This is a genomic window from Sphingopyxis flava (assembly GCF_900168005.1).
GTDB classification, from domain to species: domain Bacteria; phylum Pseudomonadota; class Alphaproteobacteria; order Sphingomonadales; family Sphingomonadaceae; genus Sphingopyxis; species Sphingopyxis flava.
In genome coordinates, this window is the sequence record NZ_FUYP01000027.1 from 20,682 (window position 1) to 39,987 (window position 19,306).

Consider the following 19,306-nt stretch of genomic DNA (forward strand, 5'->3'; position numbering starts at 1 on the left):
ATTGCGGCGCGGCGTTTCAATCGGCCCAGGCCGCGTCCTCGAGGTGGAGCTCAGCCGCCGGGCGGCTCCCCCAATCGTCCCGTTTCGCGCGCCCGGCGAGCCACAGTTTGCGCCCACCGCGCGCGTGGAGCAGCGCCTGGCCAAGTTCGGTATCGGCGCTGCGGAACGCGATCGCCTTGAAGCGTGCGCCGTCATCGCCCGACACAATGAGCCGCACATGGTCGGTGCCAACGATGCCCGATTCGACGATCCGCACCGGTCCGGTTGCGACGCGCGGCGCGGGCCAGCCGGCACCATAGGGACCCGCGCTCTCTATTGCGTCGCACCATAGCGGGCTGATGCCTCTAGGGGCGAGCATCGCGTCGATCAGCAGCGATTTGCCGCCACTTGCACGTTCGACATCGGCAGCGAGGCGCTCATTGAGAAAGGCGCCGAGTGCGTCGAGCTTGCCGGGGGCCACCGTCAGCCCCGCCGCCATCGCATGGCCGCCGCCCGCGACCAGCAGTCCCGTCTCCTTTGCAGCGAGGATCGCAGCGCCAAGGTCGACGCCCGAGATCGAACGGCCCGAACCCTTGCCGATGCCATCCTCGCAGAGCGCGATGACAATCGCGGGACGGTGGAGTTTTTCCTTCATGCGCCCGGCGACTATTCCGATGACGCCGGGGTGCCAGCCCGCGCCCGCGACGATCGCGACCGGCGCATTGGCGCACGCGGCGCTAGCCGCTATCGCCTCGTCGAGCACCGCGGCCTCGATCGCGCGCCGCTCTTCGTTGAGCCGGTTCAGCTCCTGCGCAATCTCGGCCGCCTCGTTCGGGTCGGTCGTGGTGAGTAGCCGGACGCCGAGGTCGGATTTGCCGACGCGGCCACCCGCATTGATCCGCGGGCCAAGGGCAAAGCCCATATCGCTCGCACTCGGCGGCTTGGTGAGCCGCGCAGCGTCCATCAGCGCGGCAAGGCCGATATTGCCGCGCCGCGCCATCACCTTGAGACCCTGTGCCACGAGCGCGCGGTTGAAGCCGGTTAACCGGGCGACATCAGCGACCGTGCCCAGTGCGACGAGGTCGAGCAGCTCGATGAGCGCGGGCTCCGGCCGCTGGCCGAAAAATCCGCGTGCGCGCAGCGTGCGCAGCAGCGCCGCGCCGAGCAGGAAGGCGACCCCGACCGCAGCCAGATTGCCGTGGGCCGCGGCTTCTTCCGCTTCATCGAGCCGGTTGGGGTTCACCACCGCAAAGGCGTCGGGCAGCGAGGTCGCGCACTGGTGATGGTCGACGACTATCACCTCGACGCCGGCAGCCTTGGCCTCGGCGATGGCGTCGAAGGCCTGCGCCCCGCAATCGACGGTAACAACGAGCCTCGACCCCGCTTCGCCGATGCGGACCAGCGCTGCGCCCGAGGGTCCGTAGCCCTCCATCAGCCGGTCGGGGATATAGGCGCCGACCGGAACGTCGAGCGCGCGGAGCAGCCGCACGAGCAGCGCCGCCGAGGTTGCCCCGTCGACATCATAGTCGCCAAAGATCGTCACCGCCTCGCGTCCTTCGACCGCATCTGCCAGGCGGGCCGCCGCCGCCTCCATGTCGCGGAACAGCGAAGGGTCGGGCATGAAGCTGCGCAGGGTCGGAAGCCGCTGGCGCTCAACATCGGCGCGGGCAACCCCGCGCGCGAGCAGCAATTGGGTGACCAGGTCATCGGGGGCAAGACCCTCGCCCCCCATGTCGGCGCTCGCGCGGCGCCACTGCCACGGCTGACCGAGGATCGAGCGGTCAATGCCGAGAGCAAGGCGGCTTGCGGTCTCGCTCATGCGCGGGCCCCAGCGGCGAGAATGCGCTCGCGCAGCGCTTGCGCGGCTGCGAGCGGGATCGCCGGGATCTCATGGCTGCCGAGCGAACTGCCCCCGGGGACCCCGAAAACGAGCGTAGCAAGGCCGAGGGGACGGAGAATGAAGTCGGTCTTGAGGTCGATGCTCTGCACCGATGCGTGGGGAAGCAAGGTCGTCTTGGGCTTGAGCCAGCCGCGGCGGATCGCGACCATGCCAGGCAGGTCCGTCCAGCTGTGGAAGCGCGCGCTGAAGAGCGAGGCGGCGGCGATCAGCGCGGCAGCAGCGATGCCGAGTCCGCCGAGCGGTTGGCCGAGCATCATTGCGATCGCCCCCCCAGCCGCGGCGCAAAGGGCGCCAAAGAGGCCGCCGGCGGCGATAATCCGGTGGCTATGCTCCCAAGGCTGGCTGGCATCGGGGCGATGGATTGCGATTTCAGCGAGCACCGGGTCGATCTCCCCGAGGTGGCCGAAGGGGACGACCTGATGATCCTTCTCCTTCTCGCCGTCGCTTGCAAGGCTCTGGAGCCGCAGTTCGTGCCAATCGAACCGCTTTTTCAGCCAACCGGTGACGAGAATCGCCGCCTGCACCCGGCGCACCGGCAGGGCAACGTCGGTCCGCGTGGTCAGTCCGCGCGTGCGGCGCAGAGCGCGGGGTTCGCGGGTCAGGCGAAAATCCCAATTGGCAAGCACCATCATCAGCACCCCGCTCGCAAAGCCGATGAAGAGCAGCGAAAGAAGCGCGCCGACGCCGGCAATCCAGCGATGCGCGACGATCCATTGTTCAAACCCGTAGCGCTCAGCGAGGTCGAACCAGTCGAGCGGGTTGAAGATGTTGAAGTCGAAGGGCAGCAGGTCATCGAAAAGCTGCATGCCGGCCGCGACCACGGCGAGCGCGGCGAGCGAGAAATTGAACAGCCCGGCGATAAACAGCCGGCCCGGCGGCATGACGAAGAGCAACCGGTCTTCGGCCGCAGGGGCTATGGTCTTCGCGTCGTCATCGCGGCCCAGGAGCGCTGCGGCGGCGGGGACCGCGTCGCCGCGATGCGCGCGGATCGTCGAACGCAGCGCCTGCGCCGCACCGAGCCCAATCGCGTCGAGCCGCGCCTCGTCCTTCTTGTCGCCGCCCGCACCGGTCTCGAACCCGACCTTCGCAATGCCGAGCGCGCGCGCGATCAGCCCCTGTTCGATGCTCACGTCCTGGATACGGTCGAAGGGGATGGTGCGGTGCTGGCGCGACAATATGCCGCTTTCGATCACAATCTCGTTCGCGCCGACGAGAAAGCGGAAGCGCGCCCATGCGATCCAAGCCGTGACGAGCGAGATCAGCAGGAAGGCGCCGAATGCCGGGAGCACATAAACCCACTTCCCTGCAATACCGATCGCTGCGAGCGCGGGGAGGAAATTGAGCGTGCGCGGGCCGAGCCTGACGATCGCGAGCGCGAGCGTCGCGGGATGCAGTCGCTGCCACGGCGCGCTCTGGGCCGCGGTGTCGTCAGGAAGAGCGGCGAGGCTCCCTGTCATGCGAAGTCGGTCTGGATGTGGCGACGGATCTCCTCGCGCATTGCAGCGGCGAGGTCGGCGCGCAGGCCGGGCAACGTTACTGTGCTGTTGTGCGTGCCCGAGGTATGGACGACGAGGTGCGACAGGCCGAACCAGCGCTCGATGGGCCCCTGGCCGACGTCGATATGCTGGACGCGCACGAAGGGAACGATCGTGTCGGTACGAAAGAGCCAGCCGCGTGCGACGCGCAGTTGTCCCTCGCCGATCTTGAAACCCCAGCGCTGCGCGCGCCGGGCAGGGAAGGCGGTGATGGCCAACAGCGCAAGCAGCCAGGCGAGCACGCTCAGCAATCCGTAGGGCCCGTCCATCTCGCGCACCACGAACATGTCGAGCAGGGTTGCGCCAATCGCAATGGGCAGCATGTTGAACAGCGCCGAAATGCGCAGCACGTGGCGGAAGGCAGGATCGACCGGATCGAGCCCCTGGGCCGCGTTCAGCGCATGCGCATCGAAGGGATCGACGGGGCGAGCGGCAACGGTGTCGGTCATTCCCCCTCGATAGTCCGGCTGACCCCTAGGGCACAACTATATTGAAGCGCGGGTCGGCGCGCGGGTGGAGCGCGAACCATGAGAGGAATGCCGCGCGGTCGCCTTCGATGCGGATAGCGCCCGACTGCATCAGTGCGGGAAATTGCGTCTGCCCCATCATGACGTCGTCGAGCGTCCTTCGGGTGATCGTGATCGTCGCGGTGGGCGCGGCATCGGTGACGCCGTAGCGCGGGAACTCGACCCCGCCCTCCACGACCACGGCGACCGCTTCCTTGCTATCGGGGAGCAGGAACTGGAACACGCCCTTCAGTCCCGCGCCGCTCGCGGCGTCGAAGCGCGTTGCAAGCGCGTCGAAGAAGACCATGGTGGGGATCGCGCTCACAAAGCTGCGGCTCTGACCGTTGCTCGACGAGGCGGCGATCTCGGCGCCGCGCAGACTGGCGGCGGCGGCGAGATAATAATTGCGCCACGCCCCCGATTCCGCCTGATAGCCGAGCTGATCATAGGCAGAGGCGAGTGCGCTGCGCGCCGCAACATTGGCAGGCTCGGCGAAAACGAGCTTGTTCAAAAGCTCGGCTGCCCAGCGATAATCTCCCGACGCGATCGCCTCTTCGCCCGCGGCGAGCAGCTTGGCGGCGCCGCCTGCAAGGGCGACATATTTGAGTGCTGATTGTTCGGGCGGCAACGGGTTGAAATTGGCCGGGTTGCCATCCCACCAGCCGAAATAGCGCTGATAGGTTGCCTTCATGCCGTGATTGAGCGTGCCATAATAGCTGCGGGTCGAGAAATCCGCGGCCTGCACCGGGGCTTCGGCCGTCTGGTCGGCGAGCTCATGCAGCGTAGCGCCCCGGTTGGCGAGAAACAGGGTGCGATCATGGACGTAGCGATAGGCGCCGCGCTGGTTCGCCAGGAGGCGGCTTACCTCGCCCGCACCCCAGGTCGGCCAATGATGCGATGCCATCGCAACCTCGGCCGACCCGCCCCATTTGAGCAGCATCGCGTCGATGACCTTCGACCAGTGAAGCGCATCGCGCACCTGCGCCCCGCGCAAGGTCAGGATATTGTGCAGATTATGGGTGACCACTTCGGTCGTGTGCAGTGCCTTGTAGGCGGGAATGTAGAAGACGAATTCGGAGGGCGCCTCGGTCCCGCCCGCGTCGAGAAAGTCGAAGACGAGCCCGTCGATGGTCAGTTTCGCCCCCTTGGGGGGCACCGTTTCGGTCGGCTCCATATAGCCGATCGTCCCCGTCGAAAGCTTGGGGCCGAGCCCCGTGTCGACCTGCCCCGTCGGCCCCGGTGCGAGGATCGCGCCGAACATGTAGAGCGCCCGCCGCCCCATCGCGCCGCCCGCGAGGACATTCTCTGCAGTAGCTTCTTCTGAAAAGCCGTGCGGGGCGATAATGCGGATCTTCTCTCTCGCGACCTGCTCTTTGGAGACTATGCCGCCGACGCCGCCAAAATGGTCGCTGTGGCTGTGGCTGAAGATCACCGCCTTGATCGGCCGCTTGCCTGACTTGGCCTCGACCGTGTCGGCGAAGAGCGTCCACCCTGCCGCCGCGGTCTCTTCGGACAAGAGGGGGTCGACGATGATCCAGCCGCTTTTGCCGCGGATGATCGTCATCACCGAAATATCATAGCCGCGGACCTGCCAGATCTTGCCTGGCACCACCTCAAAGAGCCCATGGACCGCGTTGAGCCGCGCCTGCCGCCACAGCGACGGATTGACCGTGTCGGGCGCTTTTTGCGCGTTCAAGAAAGCATAGGCCCTGCGGTCCCAGACGATCTGGCCGTCCTTGCCGGTGATCAGCCCGCCCGCGATCTCGGCGAGCTTGCCGCGCTCAGCGTTCTTGAAATCCTCCTGGTCGTCCAGCGGCAGCCGCTCGGCAAGCTCGGCCTGCGCCGCGCGCGTCGCAGCGGATGCCGCATCTTGCGCCCTGACGTCCGGACCCGCCAGCAGCACCGGAAGCGCCATCGCCATCCACGCCTGTTTCATCGCATTCCCTCCCTCGTGCCGAACGGCTTGCGCCCCGGGCCGGGGCTTGGCAAGCGGGCAGCTTAGGGAAGGCGATGGCGGCAGACTGCAAACTCCTTATCATTTGGCACAGCCGTACCGGGGGCAGCGAGGCGCTCGCCCGTGCGGCAGCAGAAGGCGCGGGCGATGCGGGCGTGCTGATGGCGGCGGACGCCGCCGCACCCGCCGACCTGCTCGCGGCCACCGGCTATCTCTTCGTCGGCCCTGAAAATCTTGCTGCGCTATCGGGCGCGATGAAGGAGATGTTCGACCGCTGCTATTATCCCTGTCTCGGCCGGATCGAGGGCCGCCCCTATGCGACGATCATATGCGCGGGGTCGGACGGGGAGAGCGCTCAGCGCCAGCTCGACCGCATCGCGACGGGTTGGCGGCTGAGGCGCGTCGCCGAACCGGTGATCGTCAACACCTCCGCGCAGACAGCTGACGCGATCCTCGCCCCCAAGACGATTCCCCCAGTCCGCCTCGCCGAAGCGCGCGCGCTGGGCGCGGCCCTGGCCGAGGGGCTGGACGCGGGAATTTTTTAAGCGGCGCGCTCAGACGCCTCTTGCGCGGCACAGGGCTCAGCCGATGCGGTGCTCGCCCCTCACCCAGCGCACGGTCCCCGACGAGGCGCGCATGACCACGCTTTCGGTGGTAAGGATGCCGCCGCGGCGATGCTTGACCCCGCGCAGCAACGATCCGTCGGTGACGCCGGTCGCGGCGAATATGACGTCGCCCTTGGCGAGGTCTTCAAGGTCATAGACGCGGTCGAGATCCTCGATGCCCCATTTCTTCGCGCGCAGCCGTTCATCATCGTTGCGGAAGATCAGGCGGCCCTTGAACTGACCGCCGACGCAGCGCAGCGCTGCCGCGGCGAGCACACCCTCGGGTGCGCCGCCTGATCCCATATAGATGTCGATATTGGTTTCAGGGTTGGTTGTCGCGATCACGCCCGCAACGTCGCCATCGGGGATCAGCGCGACGCCGCACCCGATTGCGCGCAGCTCGGCGATGATGCCCTCGTGGCGGGGGCGGTCGAGCACGCAGACGATGATATCCTGCGGCGACACGCCTTTCTCACGCGCGACCGCCTCGACATTCTCGCGCACGCTATTGCTGAAATTCACGATGTCGGGCGAATAGCCCGGCCCGACCGCCAGCTTGTCCATATAGACATCGGGAGCGTTGAGCAGGCAGCCCTCCTCTGCGATCGCGAGCACCGCGAGCGCGTTCGGGCCAGCCTTGGCGGTGATCGTCGTACCTTCGAGCGGGTCGAGGGCAATGTCGATCTTGGGGCCCTTGCCGGGCGCATTGCCGACCTTCTCGCCAATATAGAGCATCGGCGCCTCGTCGCGCTCGCCCTCGCCGATGACGACGGTGCCATCCATGTAAAGGTCGTTGAAGGCGGCGCGCATCGCCTCGACGGCAGCGGCGTCGGCGGCTTTCTCGTCCCCGCGTCCGATCAGCTTGGCAGCGGCGATCGCCGCGGCTTCGGTGACGCGCACCATTTCGAGCACGAGCACCCGGTCGAGGTTGCTGCCGCTTATCGTCATCCCTGGTCTCCAATTCCCTGTTGTCTTGCCGCGCCCGTCGGGCATGGTGCGCGCCATATGGCCCACCGCCGCGCTTGTCGAGAATGCATCGCCCGACTGGGCACCGCTTTGGGTGCGCTGTGCTTTGCGAGCGTGACGGCACCACAGGCCGGTGCGCTCGCCGCCGAGGAGCCGGCGGCCAATGCTGATGCCGCAATCGCCAATACGCAGGCGCTCGTCGACCCGATCCGGCGCTGCAAGCCCGCCGAGAGCGATGAGATTGTCGTTTGCGGCAGCGACACCGAGCGCTACCGGCTGCCCCCCGAATTGCGGGCAATCGCCAACGAGGGCCGCGAAGCGCCACCCAAACTGCCGCGCGCCGAAGCGAAGGCGATGAGCCTCGACAGGCTGCCTTATAACTGGGCCACCATCGGTGGACGCTATCCGCCTGGCCCTGAATATAATGCCCTCTATGAACTGATGAAGCGCCGCACCGACCCCGAAGCGGACGGGTCTGCGCCGCCCGGGGAAGGGGAGCCCTAGGCGAAGACCTTGGAGACGGCGGCAATCGCCGGCGCCCGTGCGCAGACTGAAGATCGGCTCGCCCGACAGCAGCAGGAACGGGATGATGACGCCGGGCACCACATAGGCCGCCAGCGCGCTCTTATGCTCAAGCGCAAAGGCGTGCGCGGCGGCGGGACCTCGACCAATGTCGATGTCCATGATGCGACCTGCCCCTCGCTTCCCGGTCAAGGGGGCAGGGGCGGCGGCGAAACAAGCTCCTCAGAGCGCGAGGATTGGCATATGCATCGGCTCGCCCACGACATGGTCCGACGCGGCGAGCGCGGCGAGCGCCGCGTGGATCGCGCGCGCGGGACCTTCGTGAGTGACGAGCGCGATCAAGACGCCGCCGCCCGCCTCGTCGCCGCGCTGGATGAAGCTTTCGATCGAAACGCCTGCATCGCGCATCGCTGTCGCGATTTCGGCGAGCACGCCGATACGGTCCTCGACGATCAGGCGGACATAATGTTTGCCGACCCGCGCCCCCGGGTCGGCGACGGGCGCCTCATCGAGCGCGCTGACGGGCATCGCAAAGGCGGGGCCATATTCGTCGCGCGCTATGTCGATAATATCGGCAACGATCGCCGAGGCCGTCGGTCCCGCGCCCGCACCCGCGCCCTCGAAGAAGAGACGGCCGACGAAATTGCCCTCGGCGACCACGGCGTTGAGCGCGCCGGGCACATATGCGAGCGGATGGTCGGCGGGAACGAGGCAGGGTTGGACATGCTGGTAGAGTGCGCCGCCTTTCGCAGGATCGCGTTCGGCCATGCCGATCAGGCGGACGCGGTGACCCAGCGCCTCGGCTTCGCGGATGTCGGCCGCGATGAGGTCGCGGATGCCCGTCGCGGCGACGGCGCCGATGTCGAGCCGCGTTCCGAAGCAGAGCGCGGCGAGAATCGACAGCTTGTGCGCAGCGTCGACACCGTCGACGTCGAACGTCGGGTCGGCCTCGGCATAGCCCTCGGCCTGCGCGGCGGCGAGCGCATCGGCAAAGCTTGCTCCTTCGCGCTCCATCAGGGTGAGGATATAATTGCAGGTGCCATTGAGGATGCCGTAGACGCGCGCGATCTCGTTGGCGGAGGCACCCTCGCGGATCGCCTTGATGACCGGGATGCCGCCGGCGACCGCGGCTTCATATTTCAGCGGCGTGTCCTTTTCCTCGGCGAGACGGGCAAGGTCGATACCATGATGCGCGATCATCGCCTTGTTCGCCGTGACCAGCGCCTTGCCTGCGCCAAGCGCCTGCCGCGCGAGGGTCAGCGCAGGACCGTCGGCGCCGCCGACCATTTCGACGACGACATCGATATCGTCGGCCGCGACCAGCGCGCCCATGTCGTCTTCCCAGCGATAGGCCGACAGGTCGACGCCGCGATCCTTGTGACGGTCGCGCGCGGAGAGGGCGACGATTTCGATCGGCCGGCCGGCGCGGCGCGCGATCAGTTCGCGATTTGCCTCAAGCAGCCGCACGACGCCACCGCCGACGACGCCGATCCCGGCGAGCGCGACCCGCAGCGGCGGGCGGGGTGTGGTGGGGGTGGGCGATGGCGACATGCTGGCACTCCGGTTCGGCGAGGCGGGCGGCGCCCGCGGGTGCGAGCGCACCTATCGGCTTTTTAGACGGATACAAGCCCGGCGGGGCTTCGGCGGGGCCAAGCCAGGCTTTACTCCTTGGGGGGCGTGCGCGTCCGGGTACACTCGCCGAGCGCGCCGAGCACGACCGCATAATCGGCAGCCGCTTTTCGCCGGTCCTCGGCGGGGGTGCCGGCGAGCTTCGAAAGTGGCAGGCTGCGCGGCAGGCCGCAGGCGAGACGATACCAGGCGAGCGTATTGCGTCGGGGCACGCCCGCGCCCTCGACAATTTCGCCAAAGGCCGCGGCCCAGGTCCGCGACCCGTCCGCGCGGGTGGTGACCACAAGCGAAACCGGCTCGCCGGTTGCGGTTTGGAGGAACAATTGGGTTTCCCCCTCCCCGGGGAGCGTCCCGGGAACGTGGAAGCCGTTGGCGATGCCGGTCACCTTGGGCGGCGCACCGGGTTTCACCAGCTCGGTCAGGATTGCGCGAAGCTGCGCCTCCGTCGCGGGATCCCAGGGGATCTGGGAATCGGGAGCGACGAGCTGTACGCTGCTCGTGCTTGCGGCGCCCGCCGCGCCGGCTGCGACAGGGCGAGCGAAGAGCAGGACGGGTTGCTTGCGCTTGAGCTTCGCCGGCTTTCCGTTTGACCCGAGCGGCAGGTCGACGAGATAGGAGATGCGCTTGGCAAGCGGTCCCGAGCCGCGAATCAGGCTTATAACCTCGGCTTCGACATAGAATCGCGTACTGCCAGCTGCGAGTCCCGGCGCCCGTTCGGGCTTCAGGACCGTGCTGTCGGCGATGCGCGCGTGCAGCACGATGGGGGCAATCGATGCGAGATCGGCAAGGTCGGCGTAAGTATAAGGGCTCGCGGACCCCGCGCTGGCCGGCGCGGCAGCCTGCATGGCCGAAACCGTCGAATTCCCGATGGTTAGGACGCTAAGGCTTGCGAGCGCGGCGGGGAGGATCAGGCGTGTCATCGGGTCACTTTCCGTCATTGCTAGGGCGCGGTTGAGCGCCGAAACCCCATCATGGGACAGGGCACATTAACCGCTGATAAAGGGTTTGCGAACTTGCCGCCACCGCGATAGGACGTGCGGCGAAGCGCCCGGAACAATATAACAGCCGGAAGCTGACCGCCGGGTCTCGCGGAACGCATCGGAAATCATCCGGGCATGTTTGGCAACCGAACCGTGCGGTATGGATTGGTGTCAGGATGATCTAGCAAGGAGCGTCGTCCCTGAATGGCTTATGGTGATAATGTCGACCCTAAAAACAGGGTAGTGGCGATTGTCTTGGTTGGTCTGTTTACTGCTGTGCTGGGCTATGGCCTGGTTAACGGTCTGAATATCAGTATCGTCAAGAAAATCGCAGAAAAATTGGACGTCGTAGACGTCGAAGAGCCGCCGCCGCCGGAGGAGCCGCCGCCGCCGCCGCCACCGGATAACAAGCTGCCGCCTCCGCCGCCTGTGGTGACGCCGCCCTCGCCGATTCCCCCGCCGGTGACGACGAATACGGTGCAATCGGTTCCGACGCCGCCCCCGGCGCCGCCGCCACCCGTCTATATTCCGCCGGCGCCGCCGGCTCCTCCCGCCGTCAATAGATCAGCGCCAGCAAAGCCCAAGGGTTCGCCCGGTCGCTGGGTAACCGACGACGACTATCCGGCGCGCGCGAAGCGCGAGGAACGCGCGGGAACCACCGGCTTTCGCCTGACGGTCGGCACCGATGGCCGTCCAACGGGCTGTGACGTCACATCTTCCAGCGGTCATTCCGACCTCGACGAAACGGCGTGCCGTCTGATGATGCGCCGCGCACGTTTCACGCCGCCGCTCGATAGCGATGGCAATCCCACAACGGGTACCTGGTCGAGCCGGTTCACTTGGAAACTCAACAACTAGGGCTCTTTGCGAGCCCCGCCATTTCAAGACTTTGACTTTTTTGAGAGGGAATAACCTATATGTTTAATCTGATCGCAAATGCCGCTGCTGCGGCGGGCAGCCACGATGCGGGGCTGTCCCTCATGCCCGCTTCGATGTGTGTGAAGACCGAAGGTGAGAACCCCTACGGCCTCATCCCCGCGCTGTGCGAAGGCGGCATTGTCTCGCAGATCACCTTCCTGGTGCTGCTGATCATGTTTGTCGGAACGCTCTACATCCTTTTCACCAAGCTGTTCGAGCAGAACAAGGTCATTAGCCAGGCCAAGGCGGTCGACGCCAATTTCTGGCGCGCGCCCAGCCTCGCCGATGGCGCTGCGAAGCTCGAGAAGAACAGTGCTTATCGCCAGGTCGTCGAAGACGGTCTTCGCGCCAGCGAAGAGCATAACAAGCTGACCGACCCTGTCGAAGCTCATGACTGGATGCACGGCACGCTTGAGCGTTCGCAAAACCACATCAACTCGAAGCTGAACGCGGGTCTCGCCTTCCTCGCGACCGTGGGTTCGACCGCTCCGTTCGTTGGTCTGTTCGGTACGGTTATCGGTATTCTTCGCGCTCTGGTGAAGATCGGTGCGTCGGGTCAGGCCTCGATCGACACCGTCGCCGGTCCGGTCGGTGAAGCGCTCATCATGACCGCCATCGGTCTGATCGTGGCGGTTCCCGCGGTGCTCGCCTTCAACTGGCTCCAGAGCCGCAACAAGTCGATCGCCCGCCGCCTCTCGACCTTCTCGAACGACGTTCTCGGCTCGATCATGTCGAACGGCCAGGTTAAGCCGGCTGCTGCCGCTGCGAAGCCGGCTGCTCCGGCCGCAGCGCCGAAGAAGGCCTGAATTTCCGGGAAAGCCGCTCCGGCTTAAGTCGGCTGGAGCGGATTTCCAGGACGGCGCGGCTGCCGGTTGGCACCCCGCCGGGCCATGATGAAAATTTTGTGACAGGATGCTAATCCTATGGCGATGAGTGTAGGCGACAAGGGCGAAGATGCCCCGATGTCCGACATCAACACGACTCCGCTCGTGGACATTATGCTGGTGCTGCTCATCATCTTCCTCATCACGGTTCCCGTGGTGCTGGAGACGGTGAACCTCAAGCTGCCGGCCGTGGTCTTCGAGCCGACGACGACCAAGCCGGAGAATGTGAACCTCTCGGTGCGTTCGGCGGACACGGACGGGGACGGCGAACCCAATGCTGAAAGCACGGCGTGCGAAGTCTATTGGGGCCAGACGCCGGTCGATTCGCGGCAGCTGCTTGAAAAGGGCCAGAAGAAGCTTGAGGATCTTCTCGCGCAGATCGGCGGTCCGCAGAATATCACCGAAGATAATTTCCCCGAAGTGCACATCCGCGGCGACATCAACACGCCGTACCAGTGCATCGGCGGGGTGATCTATACGATGCAATATGCCGGCTTCCAGAAGATCGGGTTCATTTCGGAGCCTGCGCCTGGTTCGGGCACGCTGGGCCGCCTCTAGGGTATCGCCCGCTAGATTGAAGGAATAATCCTATGGCCATGGCCGTTGGCGATCGGGACGAAAATGAACCGATGATGGACATGAACACGACGCCGTTGATCGACGTCATGCTCGTGCTCCTCATCATGTTCATCATTACAATTCCGGTCCAGACTCACGCGGTGAAGATCGATCTGCCCGTTCCGTCGGATAATCAGAACAACGTCGATCCGCAAAAGAACAAGGTGATGATCGACGCCGCCGGCACGATCAGCTGGAACGGCACCGCGATCGACCTGGCGCAGCTTGCGCAATATCTGGAAGAGACCAAGGCACTGCCGGTCGAACCCGAATTGCAGGTGCAGCCGGATCCCTTTGCTCGCTATTATATCGTCGACAATGTCATGGCGGTGATCAAGCGCAGCGGGGTCGGCAAGCTGGGCTTCGTCGGGAACGAACAATACGCCCGCGTTTTCTGATCATCGATCCTTAATGCGATTGTCGGAAAGGGCCGCGAAGCAATTCGCGGCCCTTTTCCATTGGGTATTTTGTCCTTAAGGACGCATCGCCGCCGTGCGCGGCGCAAGCAGAAGGTGCGCCATGAAAATCGCCATGATCGGAACCGGTTACGTGGGCCTGGTGTCGGGGGCCTGCTTCTCCGATTTCGGGCACGATGTGATCTGCGTCGACAAGGACGCGGGGAAGATCGAGGCGCTCGATGCGGGACGGATGCCGATTTACGAGCCGGGACTCGACGCGCTCGTCGCGGCGAATGTCGCGGCAGGGCGGCTCTCCTTCACCACCGACCTTGAGCCGGCGGTGGCAGAGGCCGACGCTGTCTTCATCGCGGTCGGCACGCCCTCGCGCCGCGGCGATGGCCATGCTGATCTTTCCTATGTATTCGGCGCCGCCGAGGAGCTTGCGGCGACGCTCGACCACGACTGCGTGATCGTCACCAAGTCGACCGTGCCCGTTGGCACGGGCGACGAGGTCGAACGCATCCTGCGCGACCAGGCGCAGGGGCGGGCGCACAGCGTTGCCTCGAACCCCGAGTTTCTGCGCGAGGGCGCCGCGATCGGCGACTTCAAGCGTCCCGACAGGATCGTCATCGGGGCCGAGGATACCCGCGGGGAGGCGGTGCTGCGCGAAATCTATCGCCCGCTCTTCCTCAACGAGGCACCGATCCTCGTCACGCGCCGCCGTACTGCGGAGATGATCAAATATGCCGCCAACGCATTTCTCGCGACCAAGATCACCTTCATCAACGAGGTCGCGGACCTGTGCGAAGCGGTGGGCGCGGACGTCCAGGACGTGGCGCGCGGCATCGGGCTCGACAACCGGATCGGCGCCAAATTCCTCCACGCCGGTCCCGGCTATGGCGGCAGCTGCTTTCCCAAGGACACGCTCGCGCTCTTGAAGACCGCGCAGGACAATGACGTTCCGCTGCGGCTCGTCGAGGCGACCGTGCAGGCCAATGATCTTCGCAAACGCGCCATGGGACGCAAGATCATCGCCGCCATGGGCGGCAACGCACGCGGCAAGACGGTCGCGCTCTTGGGCCTCACTTTCAAGCCCAACACCGACGACATGCGCGATTCGCCGAGCCTTGCAATCGTCCAGACCTTGCTCGACGCCGGCGCACGCGTCACCGCCTATGATCCTGAAGGCATGGCGATCGCAGCACCGATGATGCCCGAGGTCGAGATGAAGGACAGCGCCTATGCTGCGGCCGAAGGCGCCGATGCCGTCGCCATCGTCACCGAATGGGACGCCTTCCGGGCCCTCGACCTCGCGCGCCTGGGCGCCACGATGGCCGGCAGGCTTCTCGTCGACCTACGCAACATCTATCGCCGCGAGGAAGTCGCGCGCCACGGTTTCAGACACATAGCTATTGGAACCAGCGGCGATTAGGGGCATCATCCCCTTCGTGGATTCGCGGCGAGAGGCAGCGAGCCCAGCATAAACGAGGAGCTCGATGATGACGATCGGTTCGAAGCAGCTGGCGGGCATCGCCGCGGTCACGCTCGCGGCGCTGGGACTTGGGGCGTGCGCGACAATGGGAGGCGACACAAATGCGCTGCCTGTGCCTGATGCGACCGCGCAGCTCCATGACGCCCGCGGCGCGGATCGCGGCCGCGTCGACATCTTCAAGGATGACCGCGGCCTTCGGATCGAGGTGATCGCGCGCGGGTTCGAGGCGGGCACCTACGGCATGCACCTGCACGCGGTGGGGCAATGCACCCCGCCGAGGTTCACCAGCGCGGGGCCGCACTGGAACCCGACGGGTGCGCAGCATGGCCGCGACAATCCGATGGGGGCGCATCATGGCGACCTTCCCAATCTCGTGATCGAGCCCGACACCATCGGCCGCGCATCGCTTCACCTTGTCGGCACGCCCCTGGCGGGGGAGAACGCCCTTCTTGACGCCGACGGCGCGGCCTTCATCATCCACGCAGGGCCCGACGATTACCGGAGCGACCCCAGCGGCAACAGCGGCGATCGCATCGCCTGCGGCGTGATCGTGACCCCGCTCGCGAACTGAGAGGCAGAGCGCAGCGCCTCGGCGGCGCTGCGTCCGGTTCCTGGATCAGGACTCAACCGCCTGCGTCGCTCGTTCGGCGATCGTCGCCTCGGCCTGCGGCACGGCGCGATAGGCGTAAAGAAGAAGCCCAAGCGCGATTGGCGCAACGCCGATCAGCGACAAAATGCCGGTGCGCAGGTCGCCGATGAGCTTGCCATCGACAAAGGTGCCCGCGAGATCTGAAATCTGCCCGACCATATAGGGACCGAAGGAGAGGCCCACGAGCGTCGTGCCGAGGAAGAAGGCGGCCGTTGCCGTTCCGCGCATTCGGGGCAGCACGAGATCCTGCGTCGTCGCCGCCGCAGCGCCGAGCGCTGCGGCACCGAAAAGTCCCGCAAGGAAATTCATGATATAGAAGAGCGTCGGGTCTGCGGTCGTGTAGCCGATCCAGATCGGGGCGATCGGCGCTACGACGCCAAAGATGATCATCCAGATGCGGCCAGACGGATTGCGTTTGCGCAGCTGATCGGCCGCCCATCCGCCGAGGATCACGCCCACGAAACCGCTGAGCGCGCCATTGCCTCCCAGGATGATCGCAAGTTCCTGCTTGGGAAGGCCGAGCACGATTTCGGCATAGGGCGCCGACCAGAAAGCCAGGGCATAAGCGGCGAGACTGACGAGGCCATAGCCGAGCGTTGTGCAGATGAACGCCGGCGTGCCCCAGATCAGGCGGAAGGTCGCAGGGTCATTGGCGCGAAGCGCGCTCGCCCAGGAAAAGACCGCATAATAGCCAAGCGCGACCGCGGTCCATTGCGGGACATTGCCGGTCAGGCGGATCATCCACAAGGCGAAGGCGGCGACGGCTGCTGCAAAGCCTATATTGACCGCGAGCGCCCTCGGCCCCCGCTTTGCCGCGCCCCACAGCGTCAGCGGCGGGACGATCATCGAGAGATCCTTCCCGAATTCGCGAAATGGCGTCGGCGACCCCTCGGCGGGGGCGCCGTCCATCGCGCCGCGCACGGGTTCGCGCAGGCTTGCGACCCACAGCGCGAGGACAAGGCCGGGAATGCCGACCGCGAGGAATGCGGCCTGCCAGCCGACAAGCCCCATCGGCCCGCCCGCCGGCCAGGCCTTGTTCCACGCCTCGACGATCAGCGCGCCGATGAACAGCGACACACCCCCGCCGAGATAGAGCCCCGAGGAATAGATGGCGAGGGCGGTCGCCTTTTGTCGCTTCGGGAAATAGTCCGAGATCAGCGAATAGGCGGTGGGACTTGCGGTCGCCTCGCCGACCCCGACCCCCATGCGTGCGAAGGTGAGGCTGATCTTGTCATAGGCAAAGCCCGACAAGGCGGTCATGGCCGACCACAAGGTCAGGCCGATCGACAGCAGGCGGACGCGGCTCCAGTTGTCGGCAAGGCGCCCGAGCGGGATGCCGAACAAGGCATAGAAGACCGCAAAGGCGGCGCCGCCGAGAAAGCCCATGTCGCCATCCTTGAGCCCAAGATCGGCCTTGATGTCGACGGCAAGGATGCTGATGATCTGGCGATCGATAAAGTTGAGGATGTAGACGATGACGAGGACGCCGAGGACATACCAGCTGTATGCAGTTGCGCGCGGCTCCGCCTCTGCGCCTTCGGCGCGAGCCTTTGCCTCATTTATCGTGTCAGCCATCTGGCACCGCGCTCCCTCGCCCATTATTGTTGGTCGACATGGCTAGCAGAGCCGCGAAGCAGCGCAAGTTGAAAGTCGGTTCAACTTTTGGAGCAACGATACGACGATGAAACACGACCGATCCGATGTCCCGGCGATCCTGTTCCTGTGTCTTGGAAATATCTGTCGCTCGCCGCTCGCAGAGGGCGCCGCGCGTGCGGCCTTTGCCGAAGCGGGGATTGCAGCGAGGCTGGATTCGGCGGGCACCGGCGACTGGCATGTTGGCAAGGCGCCCGATCCGCGCGCCAAGGCCGAGGCGCGGCGACGCGGAACCGACATTGGCGCTCTTTGCGCCCGCCAGCTTGTCGCGGCGGATTTTCGGCACTTCGACCTCATCCTTGCCGCCGACACCCAGAATTTGCGCGATGCGCGCGCGATCCGGCCTTCCGATGCGACGGGCGAGCTCATGCTGATGCTCGATCTTGTGCCGGGGCGCGCGGGCGAAAGCGTCGTTGATCCCTATTATGGCGACGAGGGGGGCTTTGCGGCGACCTGGGCCGACGTCAGCGCAGTCGCCTCGGCGCTCGTGTCCAAATTCTCAAGCAGGTAGCGCGCGACCGGGTGATAGCGCGAGCCTCCGTGCGCGAGCTCGCTCTCGAAGAGAATGACATGGCCGAAGAGAAAGGGCGCGCTTGCAAGATCGCCGTGAAGCGCGAGATAGGGCGCGACTGGTCCTGCCGAGCGGTTGAGCCGCGCGAGCGTGATATGCGGCGTGAAGGCGCGCGTCTCGGGAGCGATACCGACGCGCATGAGGCATTGGTCGACCTTGCGGTGGAGCGCAGCGAGCGGTGCGTGCGGGGCGACACCCGCCCAGAGCGTGTGCGGGCGGCCCTGCCGCTCGAAAATCCCGACCCCTGAAATGCGCGCCGTGACCGCAGCGGCGTGGAGGACGCCGAGCGCGGCGGCGATATCTTCTGCGCGGTGTCGGTCGACCTCGCCGATGAAGCGCAGCGTGAGATGGAGCTGTTCGTCGCTCTGCCAGCGTGCCGCCGCCAGTCCATGCATCGCGCCAAGGAGCTCGGCGCGAATGGCGCGCGGCGGGCGTAGGGCGACGAACAGGCGGTGTGTGGACATGGCGCAGCGAAGCATAGGCGCCCCGCCGCGCGGGGTCACGCTTGCTCGCCCCCAATTCCAGTTTTTACCGGTTTCGCTTGAAAGCCGCGGATAAAATGCCGATATTGCTCGGACGGCCGGTATGGTCTGGCCAGTGATGGAGATTTGACAATGGCGAATTGGAACGACCCCAATATGGCGGCGTCCGGTTTTGGCGCCGTCCGTACGGCGGACGGAGCCGTTGATGCCGGTCTGCGGTCGTACATGCTGTCGGTTTACAACTATATGGGCTCGGGGGTGTTGCTGACGGGCATCGTCGCAATGCTGGCCTATAATTCGGGCTTTACGGCCTCGATGATCGGCAGTCCGCTGATGTGGGTGGTGATGCTCGCGCCGCTGGCGTTCGTGATGGTGTTGAGCTTTGGCATCAACAAGCTGTCGACGGGCGCGGCACAGGCGATCTTCTGGGTCTATGCTGCGGTGATGGGTCTGTCGATGTCGACGATCTTCCTCGCCTTCACCCAGACGTCGATCGCGCAGACCTTTTTCGCGACCGCCGCGGCTTTCCTGGGCCTTAGTCTTTATGGCTATACGACCAAGAGGGATTTGTCGGGCTTCGGCACCTTCCTGATCATGGGCGTGTTCGGCATTCTCGTTGCCATGCTGCTCAACGCGTTCATCTTCCAGTCGGGGGCGCTCAGCCTTGCGATCAGCGTCATCGGCGTGCTCGTTTTCGCGGGCCTCACCGCCTATGACACGCAGAAGATCAAGAGCATGTATTTCTATGTCCGCGACACCGATTTCATGGGCAAGTCGGTCGTGATGGGAGCGCTGAGCCTCTACCTCGACTTCGTCAACATGTTCACCTTTTTGCTCAACCTGCTCGGCAGCCGCGAATAAGCGCACCGGCAGATACACGGCACGAAAGCCCGGCGAAGCACTCGCCGGGCTTTTTTCATGGGAGGGGACCGATGAAATAACTGGGTCTGCTGGCCGCGCTGGTCATGGCCTCGCCCTCGGCAGCGGCCGCAAATGAGGCGGGTCGTTCGATCGCGCCGCCTTCCGGCGGCGACCTTAAAAGCTATGCGGCCACATTTTTCCCCA

At 65.6% G+C, this 19,306-nt stretch carries 19 protein-coding genes; 10 read left to right on the forward strand and 9 right to left on the reverse strand.

Annotated elements, in window-relative coordinates:
- Positions 1-16: 16 nt before the first annotated feature.
- The 4 genes from recJ to B5X69_RS16755 are packed head-to-tail and all read right to left on the reverse strand — an operon-like array spanning position 17 to position 5,856.
- A complete protein-coding gene (gene recJ / locus B5X69_RS16745; protein WP_079639742.1) occupies positions 17-1,798 on the reverse strand; it encodes a single-stranded-DNA-specific exonuclease RecJ in 1,782 nt (593 codons plus the stop codon).
- On the reverse strand, positions 1,795-3,336 hold the full coding sequence (locus B5X69_RS16750) for a PH domain-containing protein (RefSeq protein WP_176141650.1): 1,542 nt from the start codon (positions 3,334-3,336) through the stop codon (positions 1,795-1,797). Before B5X69_RS16750 ends, recJ begins: the two co-directional genes overlap by 4 nt.
- Entirely contained in the window at positions 3,333-3,863 is a 531-nt protein-coding gene (locus B5X69_RS21580; protein WP_176141651.1) for a PH domain-containing protein, read from the reverse strand. Before B5X69_RS21580 ends, B5X69_RS16750 begins: the two co-directional genes overlap by 4 nt.
- Positions 3,864-3,888: 25 nt before the next feature.
- Positions 3,889-5,856: an alkyl/aryl-sulfatase gene (locus tag B5X69_RS16755; protein ID WP_139375840.1), complete on the reverse strand. Its 1,968-nt coding sequence runs from the start codon at positions 5,854-5,856 to the stop codon at positions 3,889-3,891.
- Positions 5,857-5,930: 74 nt separating this feature from the next.
- On the opposite strand from B5X69_RS16755, the gene B5X69_RS16760 reads away from it, so the two are divergent.
- The gene (locus B5X69_RS16760) at positions 5,931-6,419 is read left to right on the forward strand and encodes a flavodoxin family protein (protein ID WP_079639744.1); all 489 of its coding nucleotides are present in this window, start codon (positions 5,931-5,933) and stop codon (positions 6,417-6,419) included.
- 36 nt (positions 6,420-6,455) lie between these two features.
- Here the strand turns inward: B5X69_RS16760 and glpX are convergent, their stop codons facing one another.
- Positions 6,456-7,427, reverse strand: coding sequence for a class II fructose-bisphosphatase (gene glpX, locus B5X69_RS16765; RefSeq protein WP_079639763.1), 972 nt, complete (start codon positions 7,425-7,427; stop codon positions 6,456-6,458).
- Between the two features lie 132 nt (positions 7,428-7,559).
- On the opposite strand from glpX, the gene B5X69_RS16770 reads away from it, so the two are divergent.
- Positions 7,560-7,949 (forward strand): hypothetical protein, encoded by a 390-nt coding sequence (locus B5X69_RS16770; protein ID WP_245798784.1) that lies wholly within the window; start codon positions 7,560-7,562, stop codon positions 7,947-7,949.
- A 240-nt stretch (positions 7,950-8,189) separates the two neighbouring features.
- Here the strand turns inward: B5X69_RS16770 and B5X69_RS16775 are convergent, their stop codons facing one another.
- Positions 8,190-9,518 carry a homoserine dehydrogenase gene (locus B5X69_RS16775; protein ID WP_079639746.1) on the reverse strand — a complete coding sequence of 443 codons (1,329 nt, stop codon included), beginning with the start codon at positions 9,516-9,518 and terminating at the stop codon, positions 8,190-8,192.
- A 110-nt stretch (positions 9,519-9,628) separates the two neighbouring features.
- Positions 9,629-10,516 carry a hypothetical protein gene (locus tag B5X69_RS16780; RefSeq protein ID WP_079639764.1) on the reverse strand — a complete coding sequence of 296 codons (888 nt, stop codon included), beginning with the start codon at positions 10,514-10,516 and terminating at the stop codon, positions 9,629-9,631.
- Between the two features lie 264 nt (positions 10,517-10,780).
- Here B5X69_RS16780 and B5X69_RS16785 point away from each other — a divergent pair, with 264 nt between their 5' ends.
- From B5X69_RS16785 to B5X69_RS16810, 6 genes are all read left to right on the forward strand, one after another.
- Positions 10,781-11,434: an energy transducer TonB gene (locus B5X69_RS16785; RefSeq protein ID WP_079639747.1), complete on the forward strand. Its 654-nt coding sequence runs from the start codon at positions 10,781-10,783 to the stop codon at positions 11,432-11,434.
- 59 nt (positions 11,435-11,493) lie between these two features.
- Positions 11,494-12,300 carry a MotA/TolQ/ExbB proton channel family protein gene (locus tag B5X69_RS16790; RefSeq protein ID WP_245798785.1) on the forward strand — a complete coding sequence of 269 codons (807 nt, stop codon included), beginning with the start codon at positions 11,494-11,496 and terminating at the stop codon, positions 12,298-12,300.
- A gap of 117 nt (positions 12,301-12,417) precedes the next feature.
- Positions 12,418-12,936 (forward strand): ExbD/TolR family protein, encoded by a 519-nt coding sequence (locus B5X69_RS16795; RefSeq protein WP_079639748.1) that lies wholly within the window; start codon positions 12,418-12,420, stop codon positions 12,934-12,936.
- A gap of 32 nt (positions 12,937-12,968) precedes the next feature.
- On the forward strand, positions 12,969-13,394 hold the full coding sequence (locus B5X69_RS16800) for an ExbD/TolR family protein (protein WP_053555280.1): 426 nt from the start codon (positions 12,969-12,971) through the stop codon (positions 13,392-13,394).
- A 121-nt stretch (positions 13,395-13,515) separates the two neighbouring features.
- Positions 13,516-14,826 (forward strand): UDP-glucose dehydrogenase family protein, encoded by a 1,311-nt coding sequence (locus B5X69_RS16805; protein WP_079639749.1) that lies wholly within the window; start codon positions 13,516-13,518, stop codon positions 14,824-14,826.
- A gap of 67 nt (positions 14,827-14,893) precedes the next feature.
- Entirely contained in the window at positions 14,894-15,457 is a 564-nt protein-coding gene (locus B5X69_RS16810) for a superoxide dismutase family protein (RefSeq protein WP_176141652.1), read from the forward strand.
- A 45-nt stretch (positions 15,458-15,502) separates the two neighbouring features.
- Here B5X69_RS16810 and B5X69_RS16815 read toward each other — a convergent pair whose 3' ends face one another.
- Positions 15,503-17,110 carry a spinster family MFS transporter gene (locus B5X69_RS16815; RefSeq protein WP_079639751.1) on the reverse strand — a complete coding sequence of 536 codons (1,608 nt, stop codon included), beginning with the start codon at positions 17,108-17,110 and terminating at the stop codon, positions 15,503-15,505.
- 106 nt (positions 17,111-17,216) lie between these two features.
- Between B5X69_RS16815 and B5X69_RS16820 the strand changes: the two genes are divergently transcribed.
- Positions 17,217-17,699, forward strand: a complete 483-nt coding sequence (locus B5X69_RS16820; protein ID WP_079639752.1) for a low molecular weight protein-tyrosine-phosphatase — start codon at positions 17,217-17,219, stop codon at positions 17,697-17,699.
- Here the strand turns inward: B5X69_RS16820 and thpR are convergent.
- On the reverse strand, positions 17,612-18,223 hold the full coding sequence (gene thpR / locus B5X69_RS16825; protein WP_079639766.1) for an RNA 2',3'-cyclic phosphodiesterase: 612 nt from the start codon (positions 18,221-18,223) through the stop codon (positions 17,612-17,614). The two genes, B5X69_RS16820 and thpR, sit on opposite strands and share 88 nt — an antisense overlap.
- A gap of 150 nt (positions 18,224-18,373) precedes the next feature.
- On the opposite strand from thpR, the gene B5X69_RS16830 reads away from it, so the two are divergent.
- The gene (locus B5X69_RS16830) at positions 18,374-19,102 is read left to right on the forward strand and encodes a Bax inhibitor-1/YccA family protein (protein WP_079639753.1); all 729 of its coding nucleotides are present in this window, start codon (positions 18,374-18,376) and stop codon (positions 19,100-19,102) included.
- Positions 19,103-19,306 lie beyond the last annotated feature (204 nt).

Coding starts and splice junctions, on each gene's coding strand:
- recJ (WP_079639742.1), bottom strand. CDS start 1,798: ATGAGCGAGACCGCAAGCCGCCTTGCTCTCGGCATTGACCGCTCGATC.
- B5X69_RS16750 (WP_176141650.1), bottom strand. CDS start 3,336: ATGACAGGGAGCCTCGCCGCTCTTCCTGACGACACCGCGGCCCAGAGC.
- B5X69_RS21580 (WP_176141651.1), bottom strand. CDS start 3,863: ATGACCGACACCGTTGCCGCTCGCCCCGTCGATCCCTTCGATGCGCAT.
- B5X69_RS16755 (WP_139375840.1), bottom strand. CDS start 5,856: ATGAAACAGGCGTGGATGGCGATGGCGCTTCCGGTGCTGCTGGCGGGT.
- B5X69_RS16760 (WP_079639744.1), top strand. CDS start 5,931: ATGGCGGCAGACTGCAAACTCCTTATCATTTGGCACAGCCGTACCGGG.
- glpX (WP_079639763.1), bottom strand. CDS start 7,427: ATGACGATAAGCGGCAGCAACCTCGACCGGGTGCTCGTGCTCGAAATG.
- B5X69_RS16775 (WP_079639746.1), bottom strand. CDS start 9,518: ATGTCGCCATCGCCCACCCCCACCACACCCCGCCCGCCGCTGCGGGTC.
- B5X69_RS16780 (WP_079639764.1), bottom strand. CDS start 10,516: ATGACACGCCTGATCCTCCCCGCCGCGCTCGCAAGCCTTAGCGTCCTA.
- B5X69_RS16785 (WP_079639747.1), top strand. CDS start 10,781: ATGGCTTATGGTGATAATGTCGACCCTAAAAACAGGGTAGTGGCGATT.
- B5X69_RS16790 (WP_245798785.1), top strand. CDS start 11,494: ATGTTTAATCTGATCGCAAATGCCGCTGCTGCGGCGGGCAGCCACGAT.
- B5X69_RS16795 (WP_079639748.1), top strand. CDS start 12,418: ATGGCGATGAGTGTAGGCGACAAGGGCGAAGATGCCCCGATGTCCGAC.
- B5X69_RS16800 (WP_053555280.1), top strand. CDS start 12,969: ATGGCCATGGCCGTTGGCGATCGGGACGAAAATGAACCGATGATGGAC.
- B5X69_RS16805 (WP_079639749.1), top strand. CDS start 13,516: ATGAAAATCGCCATGATCGGAACCGGTTACGTGGGCCTGGTGTCGGGG.
- B5X69_RS16810 (WP_176141652.1), top strand. CDS start 14,894: ATGACGATCGGTTCGAAGCAGCTGGCGGGCATCGCCGCGGTCACGCTC.
- B5X69_RS16815 (WP_079639751.1), bottom strand. CDS start 17,110: ATGGCTGACACGATAAATGAGGCAAAGGCTCGCGCCGAAGGCGCAGAG.
- B5X69_RS16820 (WP_079639752.1), top strand. CDS start 17,217: ATGAAACACGACCGATCCGATGTCCCGGCGATCCTGTTCCTGTGTCTT.
- thpR (WP_079639766.1), bottom strand. CDS start 18,223: ATGTCCACACACCGCCTGTTCGTCGCCCTACGCCCGCCGCGCGCCATT.
- B5X69_RS16830 (WP_079639753.1), top strand. CDS start 18,374: ATGGCGAATTGGAACGACCCCAATATGGCGGCGTCCGGTTTTGGCGCC.